This window comes from Streptomyces sp. NPDC046876, from assembly GCF_040645035.1.
Lineage (GTDB): Bacteria > Actinomycetota > Actinomycetes > Streptomycetales > Streptomycetaceae > Streptomyces.
Map to the genome: position 1 here is coordinate 20661 of NZ_JBEYXK010000049.1, position 19047 is coordinate 39707.

Annotated in this window: 20 protein-coding genes and 1 pseudogene; 16 read left to right on the forward strand and 5 right to left on the reverse strand. The window is 70.7% G+C overall.

Going from position 1 to position 19047, the window contains the following annotated elements:
* The first annotated feature begins 7 nt into the window (after nt 1-7).
* From ABZ924_RS23655 to ABZ924_RS23710, 12 genes are all read left to right on the forward strand, one after another.
* Nucleotides 8-1264 (forward strand): MFS transporter, encoded by a 1257-nt coding sequence (locus ABZ924_RS23655; protein WP_361913154.1) that lies wholly within the window; start codon nt 8-10, stop codon nt 1262-1264.
* The gene (locus tag ABZ924_RS23660) at nt 1261-2082 is read left to right on the forward strand and encodes a class I SAM-dependent methyltransferase (RefSeq protein ID WP_361913157.1); all 822 of its coding nucleotides are present in this window, start codon (nt 1261-1263) and stop codon (nt 2080-2082) included. Before ABZ924_RS23655 ends, ABZ924_RS23660 begins: the two co-directional genes overlap by 4 nt.
* Complete coding sequence (locus ABZ924_RS23665; protein ID WP_361913160.1) at nt 2079-3644, forward strand: ABC transporter substrate-binding protein; 1566 nt, start codon at nt 2079-2081, stop codon at nt 3642-3644. The genes ABZ924_RS23660 and ABZ924_RS23665 overlap by 4 nt, the downstream gene beginning before the upstream one ends.
* Nucleotides 3641-4588 (forward strand): ABC transporter permease, encoded by a 948-nt coding sequence (locus ABZ924_RS23670; RefSeq protein ID WP_361913163.1) that lies wholly within the window; start codon nt 3641-3643, stop codon nt 4586-4588. Before ABZ924_RS23665 ends, ABZ924_RS23670 begins: the two co-directional genes overlap by 4 nt.
* Complete coding sequence (locus tag ABZ924_RS23675; protein ID WP_361913166.1) at nt 4585-5394, forward strand: ABC transporter permease subunit; 810 nt, start codon at nt 4585-4587, stop codon at nt 5392-5394. The genes ABZ924_RS23670 and ABZ924_RS23675 overlap by 4 nt, the downstream gene beginning before the upstream one ends.
* A complete protein-coding gene (locus ABZ924_RS23680) occupies nt 5391-6872 on the forward strand; it encodes an ATP-binding cassette domain-containing protein (protein ID WP_361913169.1) in 1482 nt (493 codons plus the stop codon). The genes ABZ924_RS23675 and ABZ924_RS23680 overlap by 4 nt, the downstream gene beginning before the upstream one ends.
* Before the next feature lie 82 nt (nt 6873-6954).
* Nucleotides 6955-7896 carry a zinc ABC transporter substrate-binding protein gene (locus tag ABZ924_RS23685; protein ID WP_361913172.1) on the forward strand — a complete coding sequence of 314 codons (942 nt, stop codon included), beginning with the start codon at nt 6955-6957 and terminating at the stop codon, nt 7894-7896.
* A 5-nt stretch (nt 7897-7901) separates the two neighbouring features.
* Nucleotides 7902-8783 carry an ATP-binding cassette domain-containing protein gene (locus tag ABZ924_RS23690; RefSeq protein WP_361913175.1) on the forward strand — a complete coding sequence of 294 codons (882 nt, stop codon included), beginning with the start codon at nt 7902-7904 and terminating at the stop codon, nt 8781-8783.
* Entirely contained in the window at nt 8780-9706 is a 927-nt protein-coding gene (locus ABZ924_RS23695; protein WP_361913178.1) for a metal ABC transporter permease, read from the forward strand. The genes ABZ924_RS23690 and ABZ924_RS23695 overlap by 4 nt, the downstream gene beginning before the upstream one ends.
* 47 nt (nt 9707-9753) lie before the next feature.
* Nucleotides 9754-10053 carry a DUF1490 family protein gene (locus ABZ924_RS23700; RefSeq protein ID WP_361913181.1) on the forward strand — a complete coding sequence of 100 codons (300 nt, stop codon included), beginning with the start codon at nt 9754-9756 and terminating at the stop codon, nt 10051-10053.
* Nucleotides 10054-10055: 2 nt separating this feature from the next.
* On the forward strand, nt 10056-12284 hold the full coding sequence (locus ABZ924_RS23705) for a cation-translocating P-type ATPase (RefSeq protein WP_361913184.1): 2229 nt from the start codon (nt 10056-10058) through the stop codon (nt 12282-12284).
* A gap of 78 nt (nt 12285-12362) precedes the next feature.
* A complete protein-coding gene (locus ABZ924_RS23710; protein ID WP_361913187.1) occupies nt 12363-12782 on the forward strand; it encodes a hypothetical protein in 420 nt (139 codons plus the stop codon).
* Between the two features lie 66 nt (nt 12783-12848).
* Here the strand turns inward: ABZ924_RS23710 and ABZ924_RS23715 are convergent, their stop codons facing one another.
* Nucleotides 12849-14831 (reverse strand): putative Ig domain-containing protein, encoded by a 1983-nt coding sequence (locus ABZ924_RS23715; protein WP_361913229.1) that lies wholly within the window; start codon nt 14829-14831, stop codon nt 12849-12851.
* A 287-nt stretch (nt 14832-15118) separates the two neighbouring features.
* Here ABZ924_RS23715 and ABZ924_RS23720 point away from each other — a divergent pair, with 287 nt between their 5' ends.
* Nucleotides 15119-15940 carry a helix-turn-helix domain-containing protein gene (locus tag ABZ924_RS23720; protein WP_361913190.1) on the forward strand — a complete coding sequence of 274 codons (822 nt, stop codon included), beginning with the start codon at nt 15119-15121 and terminating at the stop codon, nt 15938-15940.
* A gap of 130 nt (nt 15941-16070) precedes the next feature.
* On the opposite strand, the gene rpsR is transcribed toward ABZ924_RS23720, so the two are convergent.
* From rpsR to rpmG, 4 genes and pseudogenes are all read right to left on the reverse strand, one after another.
* Nucleotides 16071-16310 (reverse strand): 30S ribosomal protein S18, encoded by a 240-nt coding sequence (rpsR, locus tag ABZ924_RS23725; RefSeq protein WP_361913193.1) that lies wholly within the window; start codon nt 16308-16310, stop codon nt 16071-16073.
* A 49-nt stretch (nt 16311-16359) separates the two neighbouring features.
* A pseudogene (locus ABZ924_RS23730) lies at nt 16360-17502 on the reverse strand (GTP-binding protein).
* Entirely contained in the window at nt 17499-17762 is a 264-nt protein-coding gene (locus tag ABZ924_RS23735; protein ID WP_361913232.1) for a type B 50S ribosomal protein L31, read from the reverse strand. Before ABZ924_RS23735 ends, ABZ924_RS23730 begins: the two are co-directional and overlap by 4 nt.
* Before the next feature lie 14 nt (nt 17763-17776).
* The gene (gene rpmG, locus ABZ924_RS23740; protein ID WP_361913196.1) at nt 17777-17941 is read right to left on the reverse strand and encodes a 50S ribosomal protein L33; all 165 of its coding nucleotides are present in this window, start codon (nt 17939-17941) and stop codon (nt 17777-17779) included.
* 67 nt (nt 17942-18008) lie between these two features.
* On the opposite strand from rpmG, the gene rpmB reads away from it, so the two are divergent.
* The 3 genes from rpmB (at nt 18009) to ABZ924_RS23755 (ending at nt 19036) form a co-directional block, all read left to right on the forward strand.
* Nucleotides 18009-18245, forward strand: a complete 237-nt coding sequence (gene rpmB, locus ABZ924_RS23745) for a 50S ribosomal protein L28 (RefSeq protein ID WP_344161633.1) — start codon at nt 18009-18011, stop codon at nt 18243-18245.
* Nucleotides 18245-18550, forward strand: a complete 306-nt coding sequence (rpsN, locus tag ABZ924_RS23750; protein ID WP_361913199.1) for a 30S ribosomal protein S14 — start codon at nt 18245-18247, stop codon at nt 18548-18550. The genes rpmB and rpsN overlap by 1 nt, the downstream gene beginning before the upstream one ends.
* A 105-nt stretch (nt 18551-18655) precedes the next feature.
* Nucleotides 18656-19036, forward strand: a complete 381-nt coding sequence (locus ABZ924_RS23755) for a hypothetical protein (RefSeq protein ID WP_361913202.1) — start codon at nt 18656-18658, stop codon at nt 19034-19036.
* Nucleotides 19037-19047: the final 11 nt, after the last annotated feature.

Sequence of the window (19047 nt, forward strand, 5' to 3'; positions counted from 1 at the left end):
CAGCTCGATGCGAGACTTCCCCCTCGCCGTACGACTGCTCCTTGTCAATCAGCTCGGCGTCAACACCGGCTTCTACCTGCTCATCCCGTACCTCGCCACCCACCTCTCCGACGACCTCGGGCTTTCGGCCGCCGTCGTCGGAGTCGTCCTCGGCCTGCGCAACCTCAGCCAGCAGGGACTGTTCCTGCTCGGCGGCTCGGCCGCCGACCGGCTCGGTGCACGCGGGGTGATCATCGCGGGCTGCGCGCTGCGCACGATGGGATTCGGTCTGTTCGCCCTTGGCGACAGCCTGCCGCTGCTGATCGCCGCGTCCATACTCAGCGGGCTCGCGGGGGCCCTGTTCAACCCCGCCGTGCGGACCTACGTCGCCCAGGAGGCGGGTGAGCGCAAGGCGGAGGCGTTCGCGCTGTTCAACGTCTTCGCCACGACCGGGGCGCTACTCGGCCCGCTGCTCGGCAGCCTGCTGCTCCTCGTGGACTTCCGGGCCGCCGCCGTTACAGCAGCCGGTGTGTTCGCCGTCCTCACCCTCGCGCAGCTGCTGGTCCTGCCCGCCCGCAAGGTTCCGACCCCCGATACCAGGCTGCTCGGCGACTGGCGCGACGTGGCAGGCAACCGCCGCTTCCTCGCCTTCTCCCTCGCCATGATCGGCATGTACGGCCTGCAGAACCAGCTGTACCTGCTGCTGCCCCGTGCGGCGACCGATGCGTCCGGCTGGGGCGGTTCGGTCGGCCTGCTGTTCCTCGCCGGGACCGTCGCCAACCTGCTGTTCCAGCTGCGCATCACCCGGGCCTTGAAGGCCCGGGGGAGCAGGGGGCGCTGGATCGCCACCGGCCTGGGCATCATGGGCCTCGGGTTCGTGCCCCCGATGCTCGTGGCGGGACCCGCCACCGCCCACCCGCTGCGCCTTCTGCCGGTGCTCGCCGGCGCCCTGTTGCTGCACCTCGGGGTGATGGTCGCCCAGCCCTTCGTGATGGAGCTGATACCGGCCTTCGGCCGCTCGAACCTGACCGGCACGTTCTACGGCCTCTTCTACGCGGTCTCCGGGGTCGCGGCCGCGGCCGGCAGCGCGGCCATCGGCTGGTCCATGGACACCGCCGGCCACACCGGACTGACCTGGCTGCCCTACGGCTGCTGCCTCGCCCTCGGCCTGGTCTCGGCAGCGGCCGTGGGACACCTCCAGCGAAGACGGGCCCTGCCCTGCGACCGAGCCCCGGACGCCCTGCCCCCTCGTGCACCCGCACGCCCCCGAAGCGAGACCCGATGACAGCCACCACCAGCGGCAACCTGCTCACCGACCACCCCGAGCTCTACGAAGAACGCTTCCCCGACCCCGAACGGCTCGCCGCCCGCTGGACCGAGGACGTCCTTGCCCGCCACGGGGCCGGACCCCGCGTGCTCGACGTCGGCTGCGGCACCGGCCGCGACGCCGCCTGGCTGCACCACCGAGCCGGGCGAGAGGTCACCGGCATCGACACCTCGCAGGCGATGCTGGCCCACGCGGGCAGCCGCAACCCGGGCCCCGCCTACCACCTGGCCGATATGCGCGACTTCGACCTCGGAGCCACCTTCGACGCGATCGTCTGCCTCGACAGCGCCCTCCTCTACTGCCACACCAACGAGGACCTGACCGCCTTCCTCGCCCGCTGCCGCGCCCATCTCGCCCCCGGCGGGCTGCTCGTCGCCGAAATGCGCAACGGAGCCTTCTTCCTCGGCAACACCGAACTCCTCGACGGCCCGCGCACCGACACCTTCGCCTGGCGCGGCACCACGTACACCTCCCACACCACCCTGTGGATCGATCACGGCGCGCAACTCCTGCGCCGCCGGAGAATCTGGACCGCCGACGGCGGCTGCCCGCAGGAGGAGCAGCGCTCCGCCTGGCGCCTGCTCTTCCCGCAGGAACTCCGGTACCTCCTCACCACCGCCGGGTTCGAGGTCCTCGCGCTGCACGACGGACCCGGCCCCCGCACAGAACCGCCGTGGAGCGAGGGCGAGGCCCCGCACGGGACCACGAGTTCCGACCGCCTCCACCTCATCGCCCGGCTCATGCCCCACCCCAGTAACGGAGACACCCCCGCATGAACGACGCCCGCTCCAGCCTCGCCCGCAGAGGCTTCCTGATCGCCACGGGTGCCACCGCCCTCGCCTTCACTGCCGCCTGCGGCACCGGCACCACCACCCCTGACGCCAAGAACGCCGCCGAGGGAGCCCCGAAGCAGGGCGGCCGGTTGCGCGCTGCCTTCGCCGGTGGCGGCGCGAACGAGACCCTGGACCCGCACGCGGCCAACCTGTTCGTCGACGCCGCCCGCGCCAAGGCCCTCTTCGACAAGCTCGCCGACTTCGGCGCCGACCTCGCCGCCGTCCCCAGGCTCGCCGAGAAGTGGGAGGCCAACGACGCACTCGACACTTGGAAGATCACCCTGCGCAAGGCCGCCTTCCACGACGGCAAGCCCGTCACCGCCGAGGACGTCCTCTACAGCTACCGCAGGATCGCGGACCCCAAGGGCACCTTCCGTGCCAAGGCCTCCCTTGAGCCGGTCGACCTCGACGCCAGCCGTGCCCTGGACCCGTCCACCGTCGAGTTCAAGCTCAAGCGGCCGTACGCCGAATTCCCCAACCTCCTCGCGGCCTTCGGCGCGTACATCGTCCCCAAGGACGCCACCGCCTTCGACAAGCCGATCGGCTCCGGCCCGTTCAGCTTCGTTTCCTTCACTCCCGGCAAGTCCCTCGTCGTCAAGCGCAACGACGCCTACTGGGAGGGTGCCCCCCACCTGGACGAGCTCGAATTTGTGGTCGCCGGCGAGGAGTCGGCACGCGTCAGCGCGCTGCTCGGCGGTCAGGTCGAGTACGCCCACGAGCTGAACCCGGCCACCGCCCGTACCCACGAGGGCAAGGGGAAGATCGAGATCGTCCGCCTCCCGGGCAGTGCGATGCAGGGCTTCGTCATGAAGACCGACCGTCCGCCGTTCAACGATCCCCGGGTCCGCCAGGCCTTCTTCCTCATCGCCGACCGCAAGGAACTGGTCGACGGAGCCCTCTCCGGCGCCGGTGAGATCGGCAACGACCTCTTCGGCAAGGGCTACCAGTACTACCCCGCCGGCCTCCCGCAGCGCGCCCAGGACCTCGACAAGGCCCGCGCGCTGCTCAAGGAGGCCGGGGCCGAGGGCCTCAAGGTCACCCTCGACACCGCCCCCGCCGCCACGGGCTTCGTCGAGGCCGCCGGCATCTTCAAGGAGCAGGCAGCCAAGGCCGGAGTCACCGTCGAGATCAAGGTCGGCAACAAGGACACGTACTGGAAGGACATCCTGAACAACGGCACCTTCGCCTCCTACCGCTCGGGCGCCATGCCCATCGAGTCGCACATCTCCCAGCGGCTGCTCACCGGCTCCACCACCAACGCCACCAAGTGGCAGCAGAAGGACTTCGACGACCTCTACCAGCAGGCCCAGTCCACCCGCGACGTCACGCAGCGCGGCGCCCTCTACGAGCGGATGCAGCGTCGGTTGTACGACGAGGGCGGATTCCTGATCTGGGGCTTCGCCGACTGGATCATCGCCACCGCACCCAAGGTCCACGGGGTGTCCAAGCAGGCCCCCGCCAACACCCTCGACTGGGCCCGCTTCGACAAGATCTGGCTCGCGTGACACCGCACCTCTCATGGATCGGCCGCCGCCTGCTCCTCGGACTGGGGCAGACGGCGGCCGTCGTCCTGTTCATCTTCGCCCTCACCGAGACGCTGCCCGGTGACGCGGCCGTCGCGCTCGCCGGGGACCAGCCCGATCCCGCCCGCATCGCCCGCTTCCGCGAGACGATGGGCCTGGACCGGCCCGCCGCCGAGCGCCTCACCGACTGGGTCGTCGGCCTCCTGCACGGCGACCTCGGCACCTCGCTGGTCAGCGGACGGCCCGTCACCGGCTACCTGGCCGCCGGACTGGGCCCCACCCTGCTGCTGGCCGCCGCGACCCTCGCCCTGCTCGTCCCCCTCTCGGTCGGCCTCGGAGTCCTGGCGGCCCGCCGCGAGGGCGGCCGGCTGGACCGGACCGTCAGCGCCCTGACCCTCGCCGTGCACGCCGTACCGGAATTCGCCGTGGGGGTCCTGCTCGCCACACTCTTCGGACTGTGGCTGGGCTGGCTGCCGCCCACGGCCGTCGGCGCTGACGTGTTCACCGAGCCCGCCGTCCTGATCCTGCCGGTCGTCGTCGTGCTGTCGCGGCCCGTGTGTACCATCAGCCGCCTCGTGCGCGCCGGGATGATCGACGCGATGGCATCGCCGTACGTGGCCCAGGCCCGCCGCTACGGAGTCTCCGGCGCCCGGATCACCTGGACCCACGCCCTGCCCAACGCGCTCGCCCCCGCCACCCAGCAACTGGCCCGCACCTGCGACTGGCTCCTGAGCGGGGTGATCGTCGTGGAGGCCCTCTTCGTGATCCCCGGCCTCGGCACCGTACTCATCGAAGCCGTCGCAGCCCGTGACATCCCGGTCGTCCAGGGCATGGCCGTGGTCTTCGGCATCGTCACCGTGGTGGTCAACCTCGCCGCGGACCTGGCCGCCCGCCGCTTCGCACCTCGGTCCGAGGTGGCGGCATGAAGCAGAAACCCAAGAGGTCCCTTCCGGCCCTCGGGCTGATCGGCCTCCCCGTCCTGCTCGCCCTGGTGGGCCCCTTCGTGGCCGGCCCGGCCAGTCCCCGCTCGGTCTCCTTCGCCTCCGGCGACGGGCACTGGCTCGGCACCGACTTCAGCGGACGTGATGTCTGGCACCAGGTGCTCCTCGGCGGCCGCTCCGTCGTGCTCGTGGCGATCGCGGCCACCGCCCTGGCCTACCTCGTCGCCATCCCGCTGGGACTCACAGCAGCTCTGACCCGCCGCACCTGGCTGGAAGAGGCGCTGATGAGGCCCTTGGACGTGGTCATCGCGGTCCCCTCGCTCCTGCTGGTGCTGCTCGTCGCGGCCACCCTCACCCCGGGTCCCGCCGGACTGACCGTCCTGGTCGGGCTTGCCGCCGTACCCGACGCCGCCCGGGTCGTTCACGCGGCGGCCGTCGAGATCTCCTGCCGGCCGGCCGTGGAAGCGCTGCGCATGCAGGGCGAGTCCTGGTGGCGCACGGCCATCGGGTACGTGGCCCGCTCCATGCGCCGCACCCTCGCCGCCGACGCCGGGATCCGGCTCACCGGAGCCCTCTACCTGGTCGCGACCGCCGCCTTCCTCGGCGTGGGCATACAGCCGGACGCCGCCGACTGGGCGGTCATGGTGGACCGCAACCGCACCGGCCTCTTCCTCCAGCCCTGGGCCGTGGTCGTACCCGCCCTGCTCATCGCGGCCCTGTCCATGGGCACCAACCTCCTGCTCGATACCGCCCTCCAACGGACCACCCCCCGGAAGGGAGCGCCGCGATGACCCTCGTTGCGCACGTGCGGGACCTGCGAGTCGAGATCGACGGACGGGCCATCGTGAACGGCGTCAGCCTCGCCGCCCACGCCGACAGGATCACCGCCGTCATCGGCCCGTCCGGCAGCGGCAAGACCACCACCGGACTCGCCCTCCTGGGCGAATACCCGGCCGGCGCCGTGGTCGACGGCGAGGTCCACGCACCCGCCGGCCCGGTGGGATACATACCCCAGCACCCGGCATCCGTCCTCAACCCCGCCCGCCGGGTGGGAGCGCTGCTCGCCGACATCGCCGCCCGCCACGGAGGCAACCGGCGCGAACGCAGGCACCGCACCGAAGAAGCCCTGCGCCTCGCCCGAATTCAGGATCCCGCGGCCGTGCTGCGGCGCTTCCCGCACCAGCTCTCCGGCGGCCAGCAGCAGCGCGTTGTCCTGGCCCAGGCCCTGCTGCTCGGTGCGCGGGTGATCGTCGCCGACGAGCCCACCACCGGCCAGGACGCCCTCACCAAACAGGGCATGGTGGCGGAGCTGGCCGTCGTCGCCGCACAGGGCATCGCCGTCGTCCTACTCAGCCATGACCTGGACGTCGTACGGGAGCTGGCCGACGAGGTCGTGGTGATGCGGGACGGACTGGTCGTGGACCGTGGACCCGCGTCGTCAGTCCTCGACGGTCGCGCACCGGAGCAGCCGAGCGCTGCGCGAGCGCCCCGGCCGCGCGGGCCGGTACGCCTGGAGACACGGAATCTGACCGCATGGCACCGCACCACACGCGGAGCCGTCGAGGTGCTGAGCGACATCGGAGTCTCGGTTGCGGCAGGGGAGTGCGTGGCGCTCGTCGGCCGTTCCGGCAGCGGAAAGACCACGCTCGGACGCTGCCTGGCCGGCCTGCACCGCGCCTACGACGGCACGGTCCTGCTCGAGGGGACGGCGTTGCCGCGCAGCCTGCGTTCCCGGAGCCGCCCCGAACTGGCCGCCGTACAGTACGTGTTCCAGGACGCGAAGGCCGCCTTCGACGAGCACCGGCCGGTCCTCGACCAGGTGGCACGCAGCGCGCTACGGCTCCGCGGCGCCGGACCGACGGACGCTCGGCGTACCGCCCTGAGCACCCTCGGTGAGTTCGGCCTCGGTGAGAGCCTCGCCCGGCGCCGCCCCGGCGAGCTCTCCGGCGGCGAGCTCCAGCGAGCGGCGGTGGCCCGAGCCCTGCTGGCAGAGCCACAGGTGCTCATCTGCGACGAGATCACCTCCGGACTCGACCCGGCCACCCGGGCCACCATCCTCGACGCCCTCGCCCGGCTCAGGGAACGCAACGAGCTCAGCCTGGTCTTCATCACCCACGACCTCGCCGCTGCCGCAGTCCTCGCGGACCGGATCGCAGTGCTCGATGCAGGCCGCATCGTCGAGGACGGCCCCGCCCGTCAGCTGCTGGAGACGCCGCAGCACCCCGTCACCAAGGTGCTCCTGTCCGCCTCAATGACACAGAAGGCCTGATCGTCAACTGGAGGGCGGGACCACCCCGGGGAGATACTGGAAGTGATGACCGTTTCGGATTCCCTCCGGCAGGGAGGGCGCTATGCGCGTCTCCTCAGCCCGTGGTGCGGGTGCGCTCCTCGGTGTCCCGATGGCGCTGACCCTTGCCTGGTGCACCTCGGCCGGTGCCGATGCCGGCCCCGCGGCTGAGGGGTGGCGAGCGGCCCCGCCGACTGCCGTCCCCGTGGTGGCCTCCACCAACGTGTACGGGGACATCGTCGAGCGGATCGGCGGCGACAGGGTCGACGTCGTCTCGGTGATCAGCGACCCGGCGCAGGACCCGCACTCGTACGAGGCCAGCACGCGCACCCAGCTGGAGCTGTCCAAGGCGAAGGTCGTCGTCGAGAACGGCGGCGGCTACGACGATTTCATCGACCGGATGCTCCGCAGCTCAGGCAACACCTCCGCTGACGTGATCAACGTCGTGGACGTCTCAGGCAAGGCGGCTCGCGCGGGCGCGGAACTGAACGAGCACGTCTGGTACGACTTCCCCACGATGGGCCGACTCGCGGACCGGATCGCGGCAGCCCTGACCCGGTCCGAACCCGCCGACGCGGGCACGTTCCGCGAGCGCGCCAAGGAATTCAAGGGCGAGCTGGCATCCCTCCGGGCCCGGACGGACCGGATCAAGGAGGACCGCGGTGGCACGCCGGTGGCGGTCACCGAGCCGGTGCCCCTGTACCTGACCGAGGCCTGCGGCCTGGTGAACCGGACCCCCTCCGCATTCAGCCAGGCGGTCGAGGAAGGAGAGGAGGTCTCGCCCCGGACCCTGAACGACACCCTCGCCCTGTTCACCGGCAGGAAGGTCGAGGTACTCGTCTACAACCAGCAGACCGCGGGGCCGCAGACCGAGAAGGTCAAGCAGGCCGCCGAGGACCACCACATCCCCGTGGTCTCCGTGACCGAGACGCTCCCCGCAGGCCGGCACTACACCGGCTGGATGACCGCCAACGTCGACGCCCTCCAGAGCGCTTTGAGCCGGTGAGGGCCGTGGACCGCACCGAAGCCTTCACGCCGCTCACCCGCCCCGCCCCCACCCGGACGGACACCGCCTCCGCCGCACCGGTCATCAGCCTGCGGGGAGCCACCCTCGCCTATGGCGACCGGGTGCTGTGGCGCGATCTGGACCTCGATGTACGTCCCGGCGAATTCCTGGCGGTGCTGGGGCCGAACGGATCGGGCAAGACCAGCCTGCTGCGCGTGCTCCTCGGCCGTCTGCCGCTGACGGATGGTTCGCTGGAGGTACTGGGCGTGCCGCCCCGGCGGGGTAGCCGGCACGTCGGGTACGTCCCGCAGCAGAAGGCCCTCCCCGCCCACACGATGCTGCGGGCCCGGGACCTGGTCCGACTCGGCATGGAAGGCCATCGCTGGGGGGTGTCGATCGCCCCCGGCGCGGTCCACCGCAGGGTGGAGGAGCTCCTGGACTCCGTAGGAGCCCTACCCTATGCGGACGCGCCCGTCGGCATGCTGTCGGGCGGCGAGCAGCAACGCGTCCGCATCGCGCAGGCCCTGGCCACCGACCCGCGGATCCTGCTGTGCGACGAGCCCCTGCTCTCTCTCGACCTCCAGCACCAACGCGCGGTCACGGCCCTGGTGGACCGGCGGCGGCGCTCCGCCGGCACCGCGGTCGTGTTCGTGACGCACGAGATCAATCCGGTGCTCGGGCTCGTCGACCGCGTCCTGTACCTGGCGCCGCGCGGATTCCGGATCGGCCCGCCGGATGCGGTGATGACCACGGCCGCTCTGTCCGAGCTGTACGGGACCGAGGTCGACGTCATCCGCGTACGGGGCCGCATCGTCGTGGTGGGGGCACCGGACACGGCCGGCATGCACCACCCCTCGTCCTCCCCCCGTGGCGGTGGACAGCCATGACCGGATCGTGGCCGGTGGCCGACGGCGGCGGGGACGGCGGCGTCTGGCGGCAGATCTTCAATTTCGAGAACTACGGCGACCTGCTGGCCCTGGTCCACAACTCGCTGCTGGCCGGAGCCCTGCTGGGGCTGGTGGGCGGGCTGGTCGGGGTGTTCGTGATCATGCGCGACCTGCCGTTCGCGGTGCACGGCATCAGCGAGCTGTCGTTCGCCGGTGCGGCGGCGGCGCTCCTGCTCGGGGTGAACATCGTCGCCGGGTCCATCGTGGGCTCCCTGCTGGCGGCGGCGGCCATCGGCGTGCTGGGGGTGCGCGCCCGCGACCGGAATTCGATCATCGGTATCCTCATGCCGTTCGGACTGGGTCTGGGCGTGCTCTTCCTGTCCCTCTACAAGGGCCGGGCGGCCAACAAGTTCGGCATTCTGACCGGCCAGATCATCGCCGTCGACACCCCGCAGATGGCATGGCTTCTCGGCACGTCCGCCGTGGTGTTGGCCGCCCTCGTACTCCTCTGGCGGCCGCTGACCTTCGCCAGCGCGGACCCCGAGGTCGCTGAGGCCAGAGGCCTGCCCGTCCGGACCCTTTCGCTTGCGTTCATGCTGGTTCTCGGGCTCGCGGTGGCCTTGTGCGTCCAGATCGTCGGAGCCCTGCTCGTCCTCGCACTGCTCGTCACCCCGGCGGCCGCCGCCGCCCGGATCACCGCCTCCCCAGTGCTGCTGCCGGCGCTGAGCGTCACCTTCGCGCTGGTGGCAATGGAAGGGGGCATTCTCCTCGCGCTGGGCAGCAGCATCCCGATCAGCCCGTACGTCACGACCATCTCGTTCTTCCTCTACCTGGGGTGCCGACTGGCCGGCGGTCGGCCTGCCGCCCAGTGGGTTCCGGCTCGGGGTCGGCTCGACCCGCTGGGCTCGGCGGGTCCACACTGAAAGAGAGGTCCGTCGTGCCCGCTCGGCGCGTACGGAAGGAGCTGTTCATGCACCCCCTCGCGATCGCCGGTGCGACAGCCGGCAAGCTGGCCCACTACGCGATATCAGGCGTGGTGGGCGGCCTGATCATCAAGAACGCACCCGCCGTGGCGCCGGCTGCCCGCAAGGCGCTCGTCAGCGGCATCGCGGGCGGGATCGTGGCGAGCAGGTGGCTGTCCTCGGCTGCCGAGGAGGCCCGGCTGAAGGCCGGTGACATGCTGGCCGAGGCCCGTACGACGCTCGGCGAAGAAGTACCCCCGCCGTCCGCGGTCACCGTCAATCACGATGATCACGGACACGAGCACTGATCATGTCGACCGTCCTGGTCTGCTCGGTTGCAGCGGGGCGGGTGCGGCTGTCCGTCCCCTGGCTGAGAGCACGGCCCGGCTGTGCGGGTCTGGTCGACGACCGGCTGACCGGCATCAGCGGTTTCCGCGCCCTGCGGATCTTCCCGCGTACCGGCAGCGTCGTGATCTGGGTGGCTCCCGACCGCTTGAACGTCGAACAGCTCGTCGACGCCCTTGAGGAGGCCCCGCCCGCTGCCGTGGTGGCGGCCAAACCCTCCCGATCCCTGCCCGATACCTCCACCGGAGAAGTGGCCCGTCTGGTGGTCGGCGGAGCGGTTCTGGCGTTCGTGGCGCTGCGGCGCCTGCTGGGCAGGCCTCGGATCTCCCTCGGATCCTCCGGGCTGCTCGGCGTGGTGACCGTCTTCACCGGTCTCCCCTTCTTCCGGGGCGCCCTGCGCACCCTGCGCGGACGCAGCAGCCCCGGCACGGACACACTGGTCACGGCGGCGACGGTCATCTCCCTCGTACTCCGCGAGAACGTGGTCGCCCTCACCGTCCTGTGGCTGCTGAACATCGGCGAATTCCTCCAGACCCTCACCCTGCGCCGCACCCGCCGCGCCATCGAGGAACTGCTCACCATCGGCGACGAGCGCGTGTGGCTCCTACGCGAAGGCGTCGAGCTCGAGGTCGACCTGGAGACCGTGGTGCCCGGCGACACCGTTGCCGTGTACGAACACCACCGCATCCCCGTCGACGGGCACGTGCTCAGAGGAGAGGCCCTGGTGGACCAGGCGGCCGTCACCGGCGAGGCGCTGCCCGTCTACGCCAGGGAAGGCGCCCACGTCTACGCCGGCACCATCGTCACCTCCGGATCGCTCACCATCCGCGCCGACTTCGTCGGCCGGGACACCACGGTCGGCAGGATCATCAGTCGGGTCGAGGAGGCCCAGTCGGACCGGGCGCCGATCCAGACCGTGGCCACCCGCTTCACCCAGCGCTTCGTCCCCGTCTCCTTCGCCCTGGCCGCAGTCACCTACGTCGTCACCCGTGACGCACGGCGCGCGATGACCATGCTGCTCATCGCCTGCCCCTGCGCGGCGGGGCTCGCCACCCCGACCGCCATCAGCGCGGCCATCGGCAACGGTGCCCGCCGCGGCACCCTCATCAAGGGCGGCACCCACCTGGAGGGCATCGGCCGGGTCACCGCAGTCGTCTTCGACAAGACCGGCACCCTCACCTTCGGACGCCCCCTGGTCACGAGCGTGGTGACCCTCAGCGAGAAGGTCACCGCCGACGAGGTCCTGAGCCTGGCCGCCTCCGGCGAACTGCACGCACGCCACCCGCTCGCCCAGGCCATCGTCGCCCGCACCGAGGAACAGCACCTCCACGTGCCGATCCACCAGGCGTGTGAAGTCGTCCTCGGCATGGGCATGCGCGCCGAACTCGACGGCACCCGACTCCTCGTCGGCAGCCCCGCCCTCCTGCGCCAGCACGGAGTCGACCTCACCGACGAGGCCCAGACCTGGACGGACCGGCTGCGCGCCGGCGGCGAGACCGTCATCTGCCTCGCCCACGACGAGGACCTCATCGGCATGCTCGGCGTCTCCGACGCCGTACGGGCCGGCGCTGAAACCGTCATTCAACAGCTGCGTGACCTGGGCGTCGACCGCCTGATCCTGCTCACCGGCGACGCGCAGGAGACCGCCCAGGTCGTCGCCGACACCCTCGGGATCGCCGAAGTCCACGCCCACGCGCTCCCGGAGGCCAAACTCCAGCTGATCAGGGACCTCCAGGCCGAAGGCCACACCGTCGCCATGGTCGGCGACGGCACCAACGACGCTCCCGCCCTCGCCCTGGCCGACGTCGGTATCACCATGGGCGAGCATTCCTCCCACGTCGCCCTGGAGACCGCCGACATCGCACTCGCCGGCAACGACCTACGCCAGGTCGCCGCCGTGGTGGAGCTGAGCCGCCACACCCTGCGCGTCGTACGTCAGAACTACGGGCTCGCGATCGGCGTCAACCTGCTGGGCCTGGTCGCCGGCGCCGGCGGCTCCATGAATCCCGTTCTCGCGGCCCTGTTGCACAACACGAGCAGCATCGCGGTCGTCGGCAACTCGGCACGCCTGGTCAACCACACCCCGCACCTGCCCCGCGTGGGTGACGACGTTCTGCGGCGGGCCCCGCTGGAGGAGCGCCGCGTAGCCCACCACGATCCAGCAGCGAACGCCGACGGCACGTCCGGGCTGTAGTTTCGAGCTCGATGGAACCCGGATCGCGGGTAGCACGTCCCATCCCTGGCCGGTGTTGCGGTGCGGGGAGGTGGTGGGATGCGGGTACGGACGGGAATGGTCGTGACGGTGCTGCTGCTTGCGGCCGGTTGCGGTTCGGGCGCCATGTCCCCGGGGGCGGACCCGACGGATTCGGCTGCGGCGTCGGTCGCCGTCGAGTGTGGGACCGCCGCGGCGGTGAGCGGCACCGAGGTGACCGTCACGGAGGCAGACAACGGCCGTCGGGTCTGCCTGGGGAGGTCGGGTACGGTCCGGGTGTCGCTGCCGGGGACGCCCGCCGCCCCGGTGACACTGTCGGGGACGGCGTTGGCCGAGGTCTCGGATCACGTCTTCCGGGGTGTGTCGGCCGGTACGGCCGTTCTGGAGTCCGCCGTCCCGGCGTGTTCGTCGCCTGCTCCGCCCGGTGGGGTGCGCTGCCTGGCGGTGGTGGCCTGGCAGGTCACCGTGGTGGTCCGGTGACCGCCTCATGGCTGGACGGGCCCGGACCGATGCCTGCGGTCCGGGCCCGTCCTCTTCATGTGCGGGTCAGCTGGTGGTGACTGCGGTGTCGTCGAGAACGAACGACGTCTGCAGGCTGGAGTCCTCGGTGCCGTTGAACTTGATGGTCACCGTCTGCCCCGCGAACGAGGACAGGTCGAAGGTCTTCTGCGCGTAGCCGGTGTTCTTGTCGAGGTTGGAGTAGCTCACCAGGGTGGTGGAGTTGGCCGTCACCGTCAGCTTGTCGTAGGCCGTGGTGGTGGTCGTCTCCGCGGTGTCGATGTGCAGGTAGTAGCTGAGGGCGGCGTGGCAGCCGGCCGGGATCGTCACCGACTGGGAGAGCGAGTCGGTGTGTGTCGAGCCGTAGCCGTTGAGCCATGCCTTCCAGGAGCCGGAGTGCGCGGCCTCGCCGCTGCCGTTGTCGACCACGCCGCTGGTGGCGGTCCAGGGAGTGGCGCTGCCGGTTTCGAAGCCCGGGTTGCCGAGGAGCTGGGTGGCGCCGCAGCTGCTGCCGGTCGGGGTGACCGTCCAGGTGAAGGAGGTGCTGCCGGTGGCGTTGGTGGTGTCCTTGGCGGTGACCGTCACGTTGTAGGTGCCCGCGGTGGTCGGGGTGCCGCTGATCAGGCCGGTCGAGGCGTTGATGGACAGGCCCGGCGGGAGTCCGGTGGCGCTGTAGGTGAGGGTCTGGCCGCTCGCGGAGTCGGTGGCCTGGATCTGGAGGGAGGCGGCCGTGTTGACGGTGGTGCTTCTGCTGCCGGGGTTGGTCACCGTGACGGTGTTCCCGCCGGTGGACCCGCCGGTGAAGGCGGCGACGCCGTTGGGTGTGCCGAGTCCGGTCGGGCCGTCGTAGCCGGACTTCGCGGTGCAGAGGTAGCTGCTCGAGCAGGAGCCGTTGGCGCCGCTGGTCACGTCGTTGAGCGAGGCGGTGTGGGCGTACGGGTACGACGAGGGGTAGCTGCCCGCGGCCGGGGTTCCGGCGAGGGCGTAGACGGCGGCGATGATCGGCGCGGAGGCGCTGGTGCCGCCGTAGACGTTCCAGCCGCTCGCCTGGTAGCTGTCGTAGACGGCGAGGCCGGTGGCCGGGTCGGCGACGGCTGACACGTCGGAGACGGTGCGCTTGGCGCAGCCGCTGTCGTGCTGCCAGGACGGCTTGGTGGTGTAGGCGGAGCAGCCGGAGCCGGCGCCGTTGCCGCCGGAGCTGGTGCCCCACACCGATTCGGACCAGCCGCGGGAGGTGCCGCCCGCGCGGGTCAGCGAGGTGCCGCCGACCGAGGTGACGTACTGGGAGGCCGCCGGGTACTCGACCCCGTAGCCGCTGTCACCGGAGCTGACGGTGATCGCGACGCCCGGGTGGTTGAAGTACGAGGCGTCGGAGCTCGGGTCGGTGGAGTCCTCGCCGCCGCCGTAGCTGTTGGAGACGTACTTCGCCCCCATCGTCACCGCGCGGTTGACGGCTGCGCCGAGGTCGGCCATGGACGGCTGGTTGGCCTCGACGAGCAGGATGTGGCACGACGGGCAGACGGCACTGACCATGTCCACGTCGAGGGAGATCTCGCCCGCCCAACCGGAGTCGGGGGTCGGGTAGTTGGTGCCGCCGTTCTGGTCGACCTTCTTGAAGCAGCCGTTGGCGGTGGTGCAGGGCGGGAGGCCGTACTGGGCGCGGTACGTGGCCAGGTCGGACTCGGCGTTCGGGTCGTCGTAGGCGTCGATGATGGCGACCGTCGCGCCGGCTCCCGCCGAGGCCGGCAGGGCGTACGCGCTCTGCAGGTCGGTGGGTCCGTAGCCGGACGGGACGAGGTTCGGCGCGAGGTGGAGCTGCTGCTTGAGGTCGGTGCGGGCCAGCGCGTGGCAGGCCATGAAGCCGGGCTTCGTCGGCTCCGAGCAGAGTCGCTGGGTCTGCGCGGTGGAGGCGGTGGAGGCGGTGAGCATGGCGGGCGCCGTCGAGGCTGCCGACGGGGAGGCGACGGCGAGCAGGCCGCCGGATATCAGGGCCGCGGCCCCGAGTACGGACGTCGCGGCGCGGCGCGTCAGTCTCCCGACGCGGCTGGTGGGTTTCGATTGCAATGAACTGCCCTCCATGGGGGGTCGGATCCCCGCGGCGTGGGATTGGCCCACACACGGTATTGACAGGTTCATGACATGACTTGGGGTGTGTGGGAACGCCGCGGACTACGAGTGGCACTGGTTCATTGATCTGGCTGTCACCACGTTCAGTGGTGGCCACCGCAGAACGTAATGAGAATCATGCCCAAGGGGATACCCGCGAAAAGCAAAGGATTGCTTTCGGTCAGTGATCTACCGGTATACCTTGTGCTGCCATGGAGTTGGATGACGGTGCGGTCAACGACCTCGTCTCGCTGGGCCTTTCCGGTTACGAAGCACGGGTCTACCTCGCGCTGGTCACGAGGGAGTCGTACACCGCGGCGCAGGTCGCGCGCGCCGCGCACGTTCCCCGCCAGCGGGTCTATGACGTACTGGACGCACTGGTACGAAGGCGCCTCGCCGTCCCACGTCCGGGACGGGTGGCGGCGTTCTCAGCCGTGTCACCCGAGCTGGCCGTCTCCCGGCTGATGGCCCTTCAGCGGGAGTCGCTGAAACGGCTGGACCAGGCATCGACCGCCCTCGCCGCGGCGTTGACCCCGCTCTGGAGCGCCGGGCAGACCCACACCGACCCGCTCGACTACATCGAGGTACTGCGCGACCCCAAGGCGATCGCCGAACGGTTCGCGAGCATCCAGGCACAGGCCGCGCACGAGCTGCTCAGCTTCTGCAAACCCCCCTTCGTCGCCCCCGCCGCCAATACGGAAGGCATCAGGACCGTCCGCAGGCTGCGCAGGGCCGGGGGCACGGCCCGCGCCGTCTACACCCATGACGCACTCGGCGACGCGGACGTGCTGGAGAACGTACGCCGGTTCGGCGAGGCGGGGGAGGAGTCCCGGTTCCTGCCGGAGCTTCCGTTGAAGCTGGTCGTCGCCGATGCCTCATTGGTCCTCTGTGACATGCCGGACCCCATGGCCGGCACCGGCGCCACCACCGCTCTGTTCATCGAACACCCGGCTCTCGCCGCTTGTTTGAGGATGTCGTTCCTGGCCGTCTGGGACCAGGCCGGGACGGTGGCCGAGCTGACCGAACCTGACTGAAACCGGCCTCGCGCGCAGCAGCCTCACATGGTCGGACACAGGTCATTGCCTTCGCAGTACGGATGTCGGCCGCTTTCGTGCCGGGCGATTCGGCCGGTTGCGCAGGTCACCAGGAGACGGTGTCGGTTCGCTATCGGCTGCTGCCATAGGGGAGTAGGGCCATCTCGCGGGCGTTCTTGATCGCTGCGGCCAGCCGGCGCTGCTGCTGCCCCGTGACGCGGGTGACGCGGCGGCTGCGGATCTTGCCCCGGTCGGAGATGAACTTCCGCAGCAGGTCGGTGTCCTTGTAGTCGATGTAGGTGATCTCCGCTGCGTCCAGTGGGTTGGGGCGGGACTTGAGCGGCTTGTGCGGGGTCTGGCGGCGGGCCATGAAGATTCCTCGTAGGTCGTGGGAGATGGAGCTTACGATCCCGGAGGGGTCAGGAAACCGGGTCGAGGAGGGAGTCGAAGGCGGCGGGGAGCGTCTTCCAGGCCTCGGGTCCCGCCGCGTAATCGGCGTCGGTGAGCAGGCAGGACTCGAGGAGTTGTTCCAGGCCGTGCCGGTCGAGGCCGGGTGAGGTGAAGACGAGGTGCTGGCAGCAGTCGCCGTGCTCGGGGTGCCAGTCGAGTGAGGCTGCCGCTCTTCGCATCGGCGGCACCAATTCCCACGCGGCGTCCGGGAGGGAGGCCAGCCAGGGTCCTGCGTTCTCCACGCACAGGGCGCCGCCGGCGGCGTCCCAGGCCAGCAGGGTGTCGGGACGGTCGGCGAGCCAGAACCGGCCGCGGCTGCGGGTGGCCGCGCAGCAGAGGTCTTCCAGTGCCTCGTAGGGGCGTTCGGGGTGGAAGGGCCGACGGCGGTGCCAGACGAAGGTGGTGACGCCCGCCTCCTCTGCCTCTTGGGGGAGCAGCGCGCACGCCGGGTGCTGGGCCGCAGCTGCCGCTTCCACGTCGAAGTCGGCGAAGGCCAGCTCGGCGAGCTCGCCGGACCCGGCGCGGACTTGGCGGGCGGTCGGGTGGAGCTGGGCCAGGAGGGCGCGGTCCTCGTCGTCGGCGTCTTCGCTGTCGACGAGGGCCAGTACGGGCGCGTACTCCAGCTGCCGTGCCCAGGTGTCCCCGACGGTGCGTTGGTCGGAGGCCGGCGCCGCGAGCCCTGCGTCCGCCAGGTCGTCGCCGTTGACGAGGTACGGCAGCACGAGCGCCGGGTCGACAGCGGTCATGACACTGGTGAGATCGAGTACGTCTCCACCGTGTTGCACCACGACCTCGGCCATCTCCTTGGGTTCGACCGAGTCCCAGAGCTCGACGACGGCCAGCCGGGTCAGACCGCTGTCGGCCAGCCGTTCCAGCTCGGGAATCAGGTCCTCGCGCAGGGCGCAGCAGGCTCAGTCGTTGACGAGGGGTGCCTCGCCTCGGGACAGCTCCTCCGAGGCGTCGCGCACCAGGCGCAGCACTGTGCCCGTCGGTGCCGTGGCCAGGTCGTGGTGGAGGGCGACGCTGCCGGGTACGGCGCGCAGCAGTCGGTTCACGCCCTCCTTGCGGGCGTCGGAGTGGAGCCCGCCGACGATGACGACGGGCAGGCTCACGCCGTGCTCCCGTAGCGGCGCTGGAAGCGCTCGACGCGGCCGGCGGTGTCCAGGACGGGGGCGGTGCCGGTGTAGAAGGGGTGACTCTGCGAGGAGATCTCCACGTCGATGACGGGGTAGGTGTTGCCGTCCTCCCACTCGACCGCCTTGTCACTGGTGGCGGTGGAGCGGGTGCGGAAGGCGAAGTCGGCGGCCTTGTCGCGGAAGACGACGGGGCCGTAGGCGGGGTGGATTCCGGGCTTCCTGACGGTGTCCTTCAGGCAGGAGGGCGGGGTCAGCGTTCTTCGCGGAAGTCGACGTGGCGGCGCACCACCGGGTCGAACTTGCGCAGCACCACGCGGTCGGGATCGTTCCGCCGGTTCTTGCGGGTGACGTACGTGTAGCCGGTCCCCGCCGTGGAGCGGAGCTTGACGATCGGGCGTACTTCGTTGCGAGCCATGGGGCTAGTATATGACAATGGTTCCCATTACCAAAAAGGAACCGATCCGAGAGAGGCAGGTAACTCCTTGTCCGCCCACTGCCAACTGACCGGCGCCCAGCCGGGCTTCGGCAACAACATCTCCCACTCGCACCGGCGCACCTCGCGCCGCTTCGACCCCAACATCCAGAGCAAGCGGTACTGGCTGCCCAGCGAGGGCCGGTACGTGCGGCTGAAGCTCTCCGCCAAGGCGATCAAGACCGTGGACACCATCGGCGTAGAGGCCGCCGTGGCGCGGATCCGGGCCCGGGGGGTGAAGGTCTGATGGCCAAGCAGAGCAAGATCGCGCAGAACGAGAAGCGCAAGGCGGTCGTCGCGAGGTACGCCGCCCGGCGGGCCGAACTGAAGGAAGTCATCCGGCGCCCGTCCTCCACGGAGAACGAACGCGCGGCCGCGCTGGCAGAGCTGCGCAAGCAGCCCCGCAATGCCAGCGCCACCCGGGTCCGCAACCGCGACAGTGTGGACGGCCGCCCCCGCGGACACCTCCGGAAGTTCGGACTGTCCCGGGTCCGCATGCGCGAGCAGGCGCACGCCGGATTCCTTCCCGGAGTCACCAAGTCGTCCTGGTAGGCCGGTAGGCCTACAGGCCGGCAACACAGGCGTGCCCACGTCTCCGGCGGGATGTGGGCACGCCGGAGCATCGGAAAGTGATGTGTCAGTAGCGTGGGAGGGTCCATGAACCGCGGATCACCGGACCGGTCGACACGACCGTTCACCCTGGTCGTCTGTATGAACTGCCAGAAACCGCCGAGTGGTCAGGTGATCGACCGGCTGCGCCAGGCGGTCCGTGACTGCCCCCACGCGGTGATGGTCTCGACCGGATGCCTGGGCGGCCTCCTGCGGTGCCGCGGCACCGCCGGTCTGCATGCTGCGGTCCAGCCTTGTACCCAGGACCGCAAGCCCCACGGGGTTGCCGTACGCCTCGGGCCGATGGCCGACGAAGCCGATGCCGAGACCGTCGCCGTATGGGTGCGGGCGGGTATGCCGGACGACGGCACCCTGCCGTCCCGCCTGCGGCCCGCACCCGCGGCGCAGCGCGCCGCCCACCTCAACTGATGGGAATCCGA

Coding starts and splice junctions, on each gene's coding strand:
- ABZ924_RS23655 (WP_361913154.1), top strand. CDS start 8: ATGCGAGACTTCCCCCTCGCCGTACGACTGCTCCTTGTCAATCAGCTC.
- ABZ924_RS23660 (WP_361913157.1), top strand. CDS start 1,261: ATGACAGCCACCACCAGCGGCAACCTGCTCACCGACCACCCCGAGCTC.
- ABZ924_RS23665 (WP_361913160.1), top strand. CDS start 2,079: ATGAACGACGCCCGCTCCAGCCTCGCCCGCAGAGGCTTCCTGATCGCC.
- ABZ924_RS23675 (WP_361913166.1), top strand. CDS start 4,585: ATGAAGCAGAAACCCAAGAGGTCCCTTCCGGCCCTCGGGCTGATCGGC.
- ABZ924_RS23680 (WP_361913169.1), top strand. CDS start 5,391: ATGACCCTCGTTGCGCACGTGCGGGACCTGCGAGTCGAGATCGACGGA.
- ABZ924_RS23685 (WP_361913172.1), top strand. CDS start 6,955: ATGCGCGTCTCCTCAGCCCGTGGTGCGGGTGCGCTCCTCGGTGTCCCG.
- ABZ924_RS23695 (WP_361913178.1), top strand. CDS start 8,780: ATGACCGGATCGTGGCCGGTGGCCGACGGCGGCGGGGACGGCGGCGTC.
- ABZ924_RS23700 (WP_361913181.1), top strand. CDS start 9,754: ATGCACCCCCTCGCGATCGCCGGTGCGACAGCCGGCAAGCTGGCCCAC.
- ABZ924_RS23705 (WP_361913184.1), top strand. CDS start 10,056: ATGTCGACCGTCCTGGTCTGCTCGGTTGCAGCGGGGCGGGTGCGGCTG.
- ABZ924_RS23710 (WP_361913187.1), top strand. CDS start 12,363: ATGCGGGTACGGACGGGAATGGTCGTGACGGTGCTGCTGCTTGCGGCC.
- ABZ924_RS23720 (WP_361913190.1), top strand. CDS start 15,119: ATGGAGTTGGATGACGGTGCGGTCAACGACCTCGTCTCGCTGGGCCTT.
- rpsR (WP_361913193.1), bottom strand. CDS start 16,310: ATGGCCCGCCGCCAGACCCCGCACAAGCCGCTCAAGTCCCGCCCCAAC.
- rpmG (WP_361913196.1), bottom strand. CDS start 17,941: ATGGCTCGCAACGAAGTACGCCCGATCGTCAAGCTCCGCTCCACGGCG.
- rpsN (WP_361913199.1), top strand. CDS start 18,245: ATGGCCAAGCAGAGCAAGATCGCGCAGAACGAGAAGCGCAAGGCGGTC.
- ABZ924_RS23755 (WP_361913202.1), top strand. CDS start 18,656: ATGAACCGCGGATCACCGGACCGGTCGACACGACCGTTCACCCTGGTC.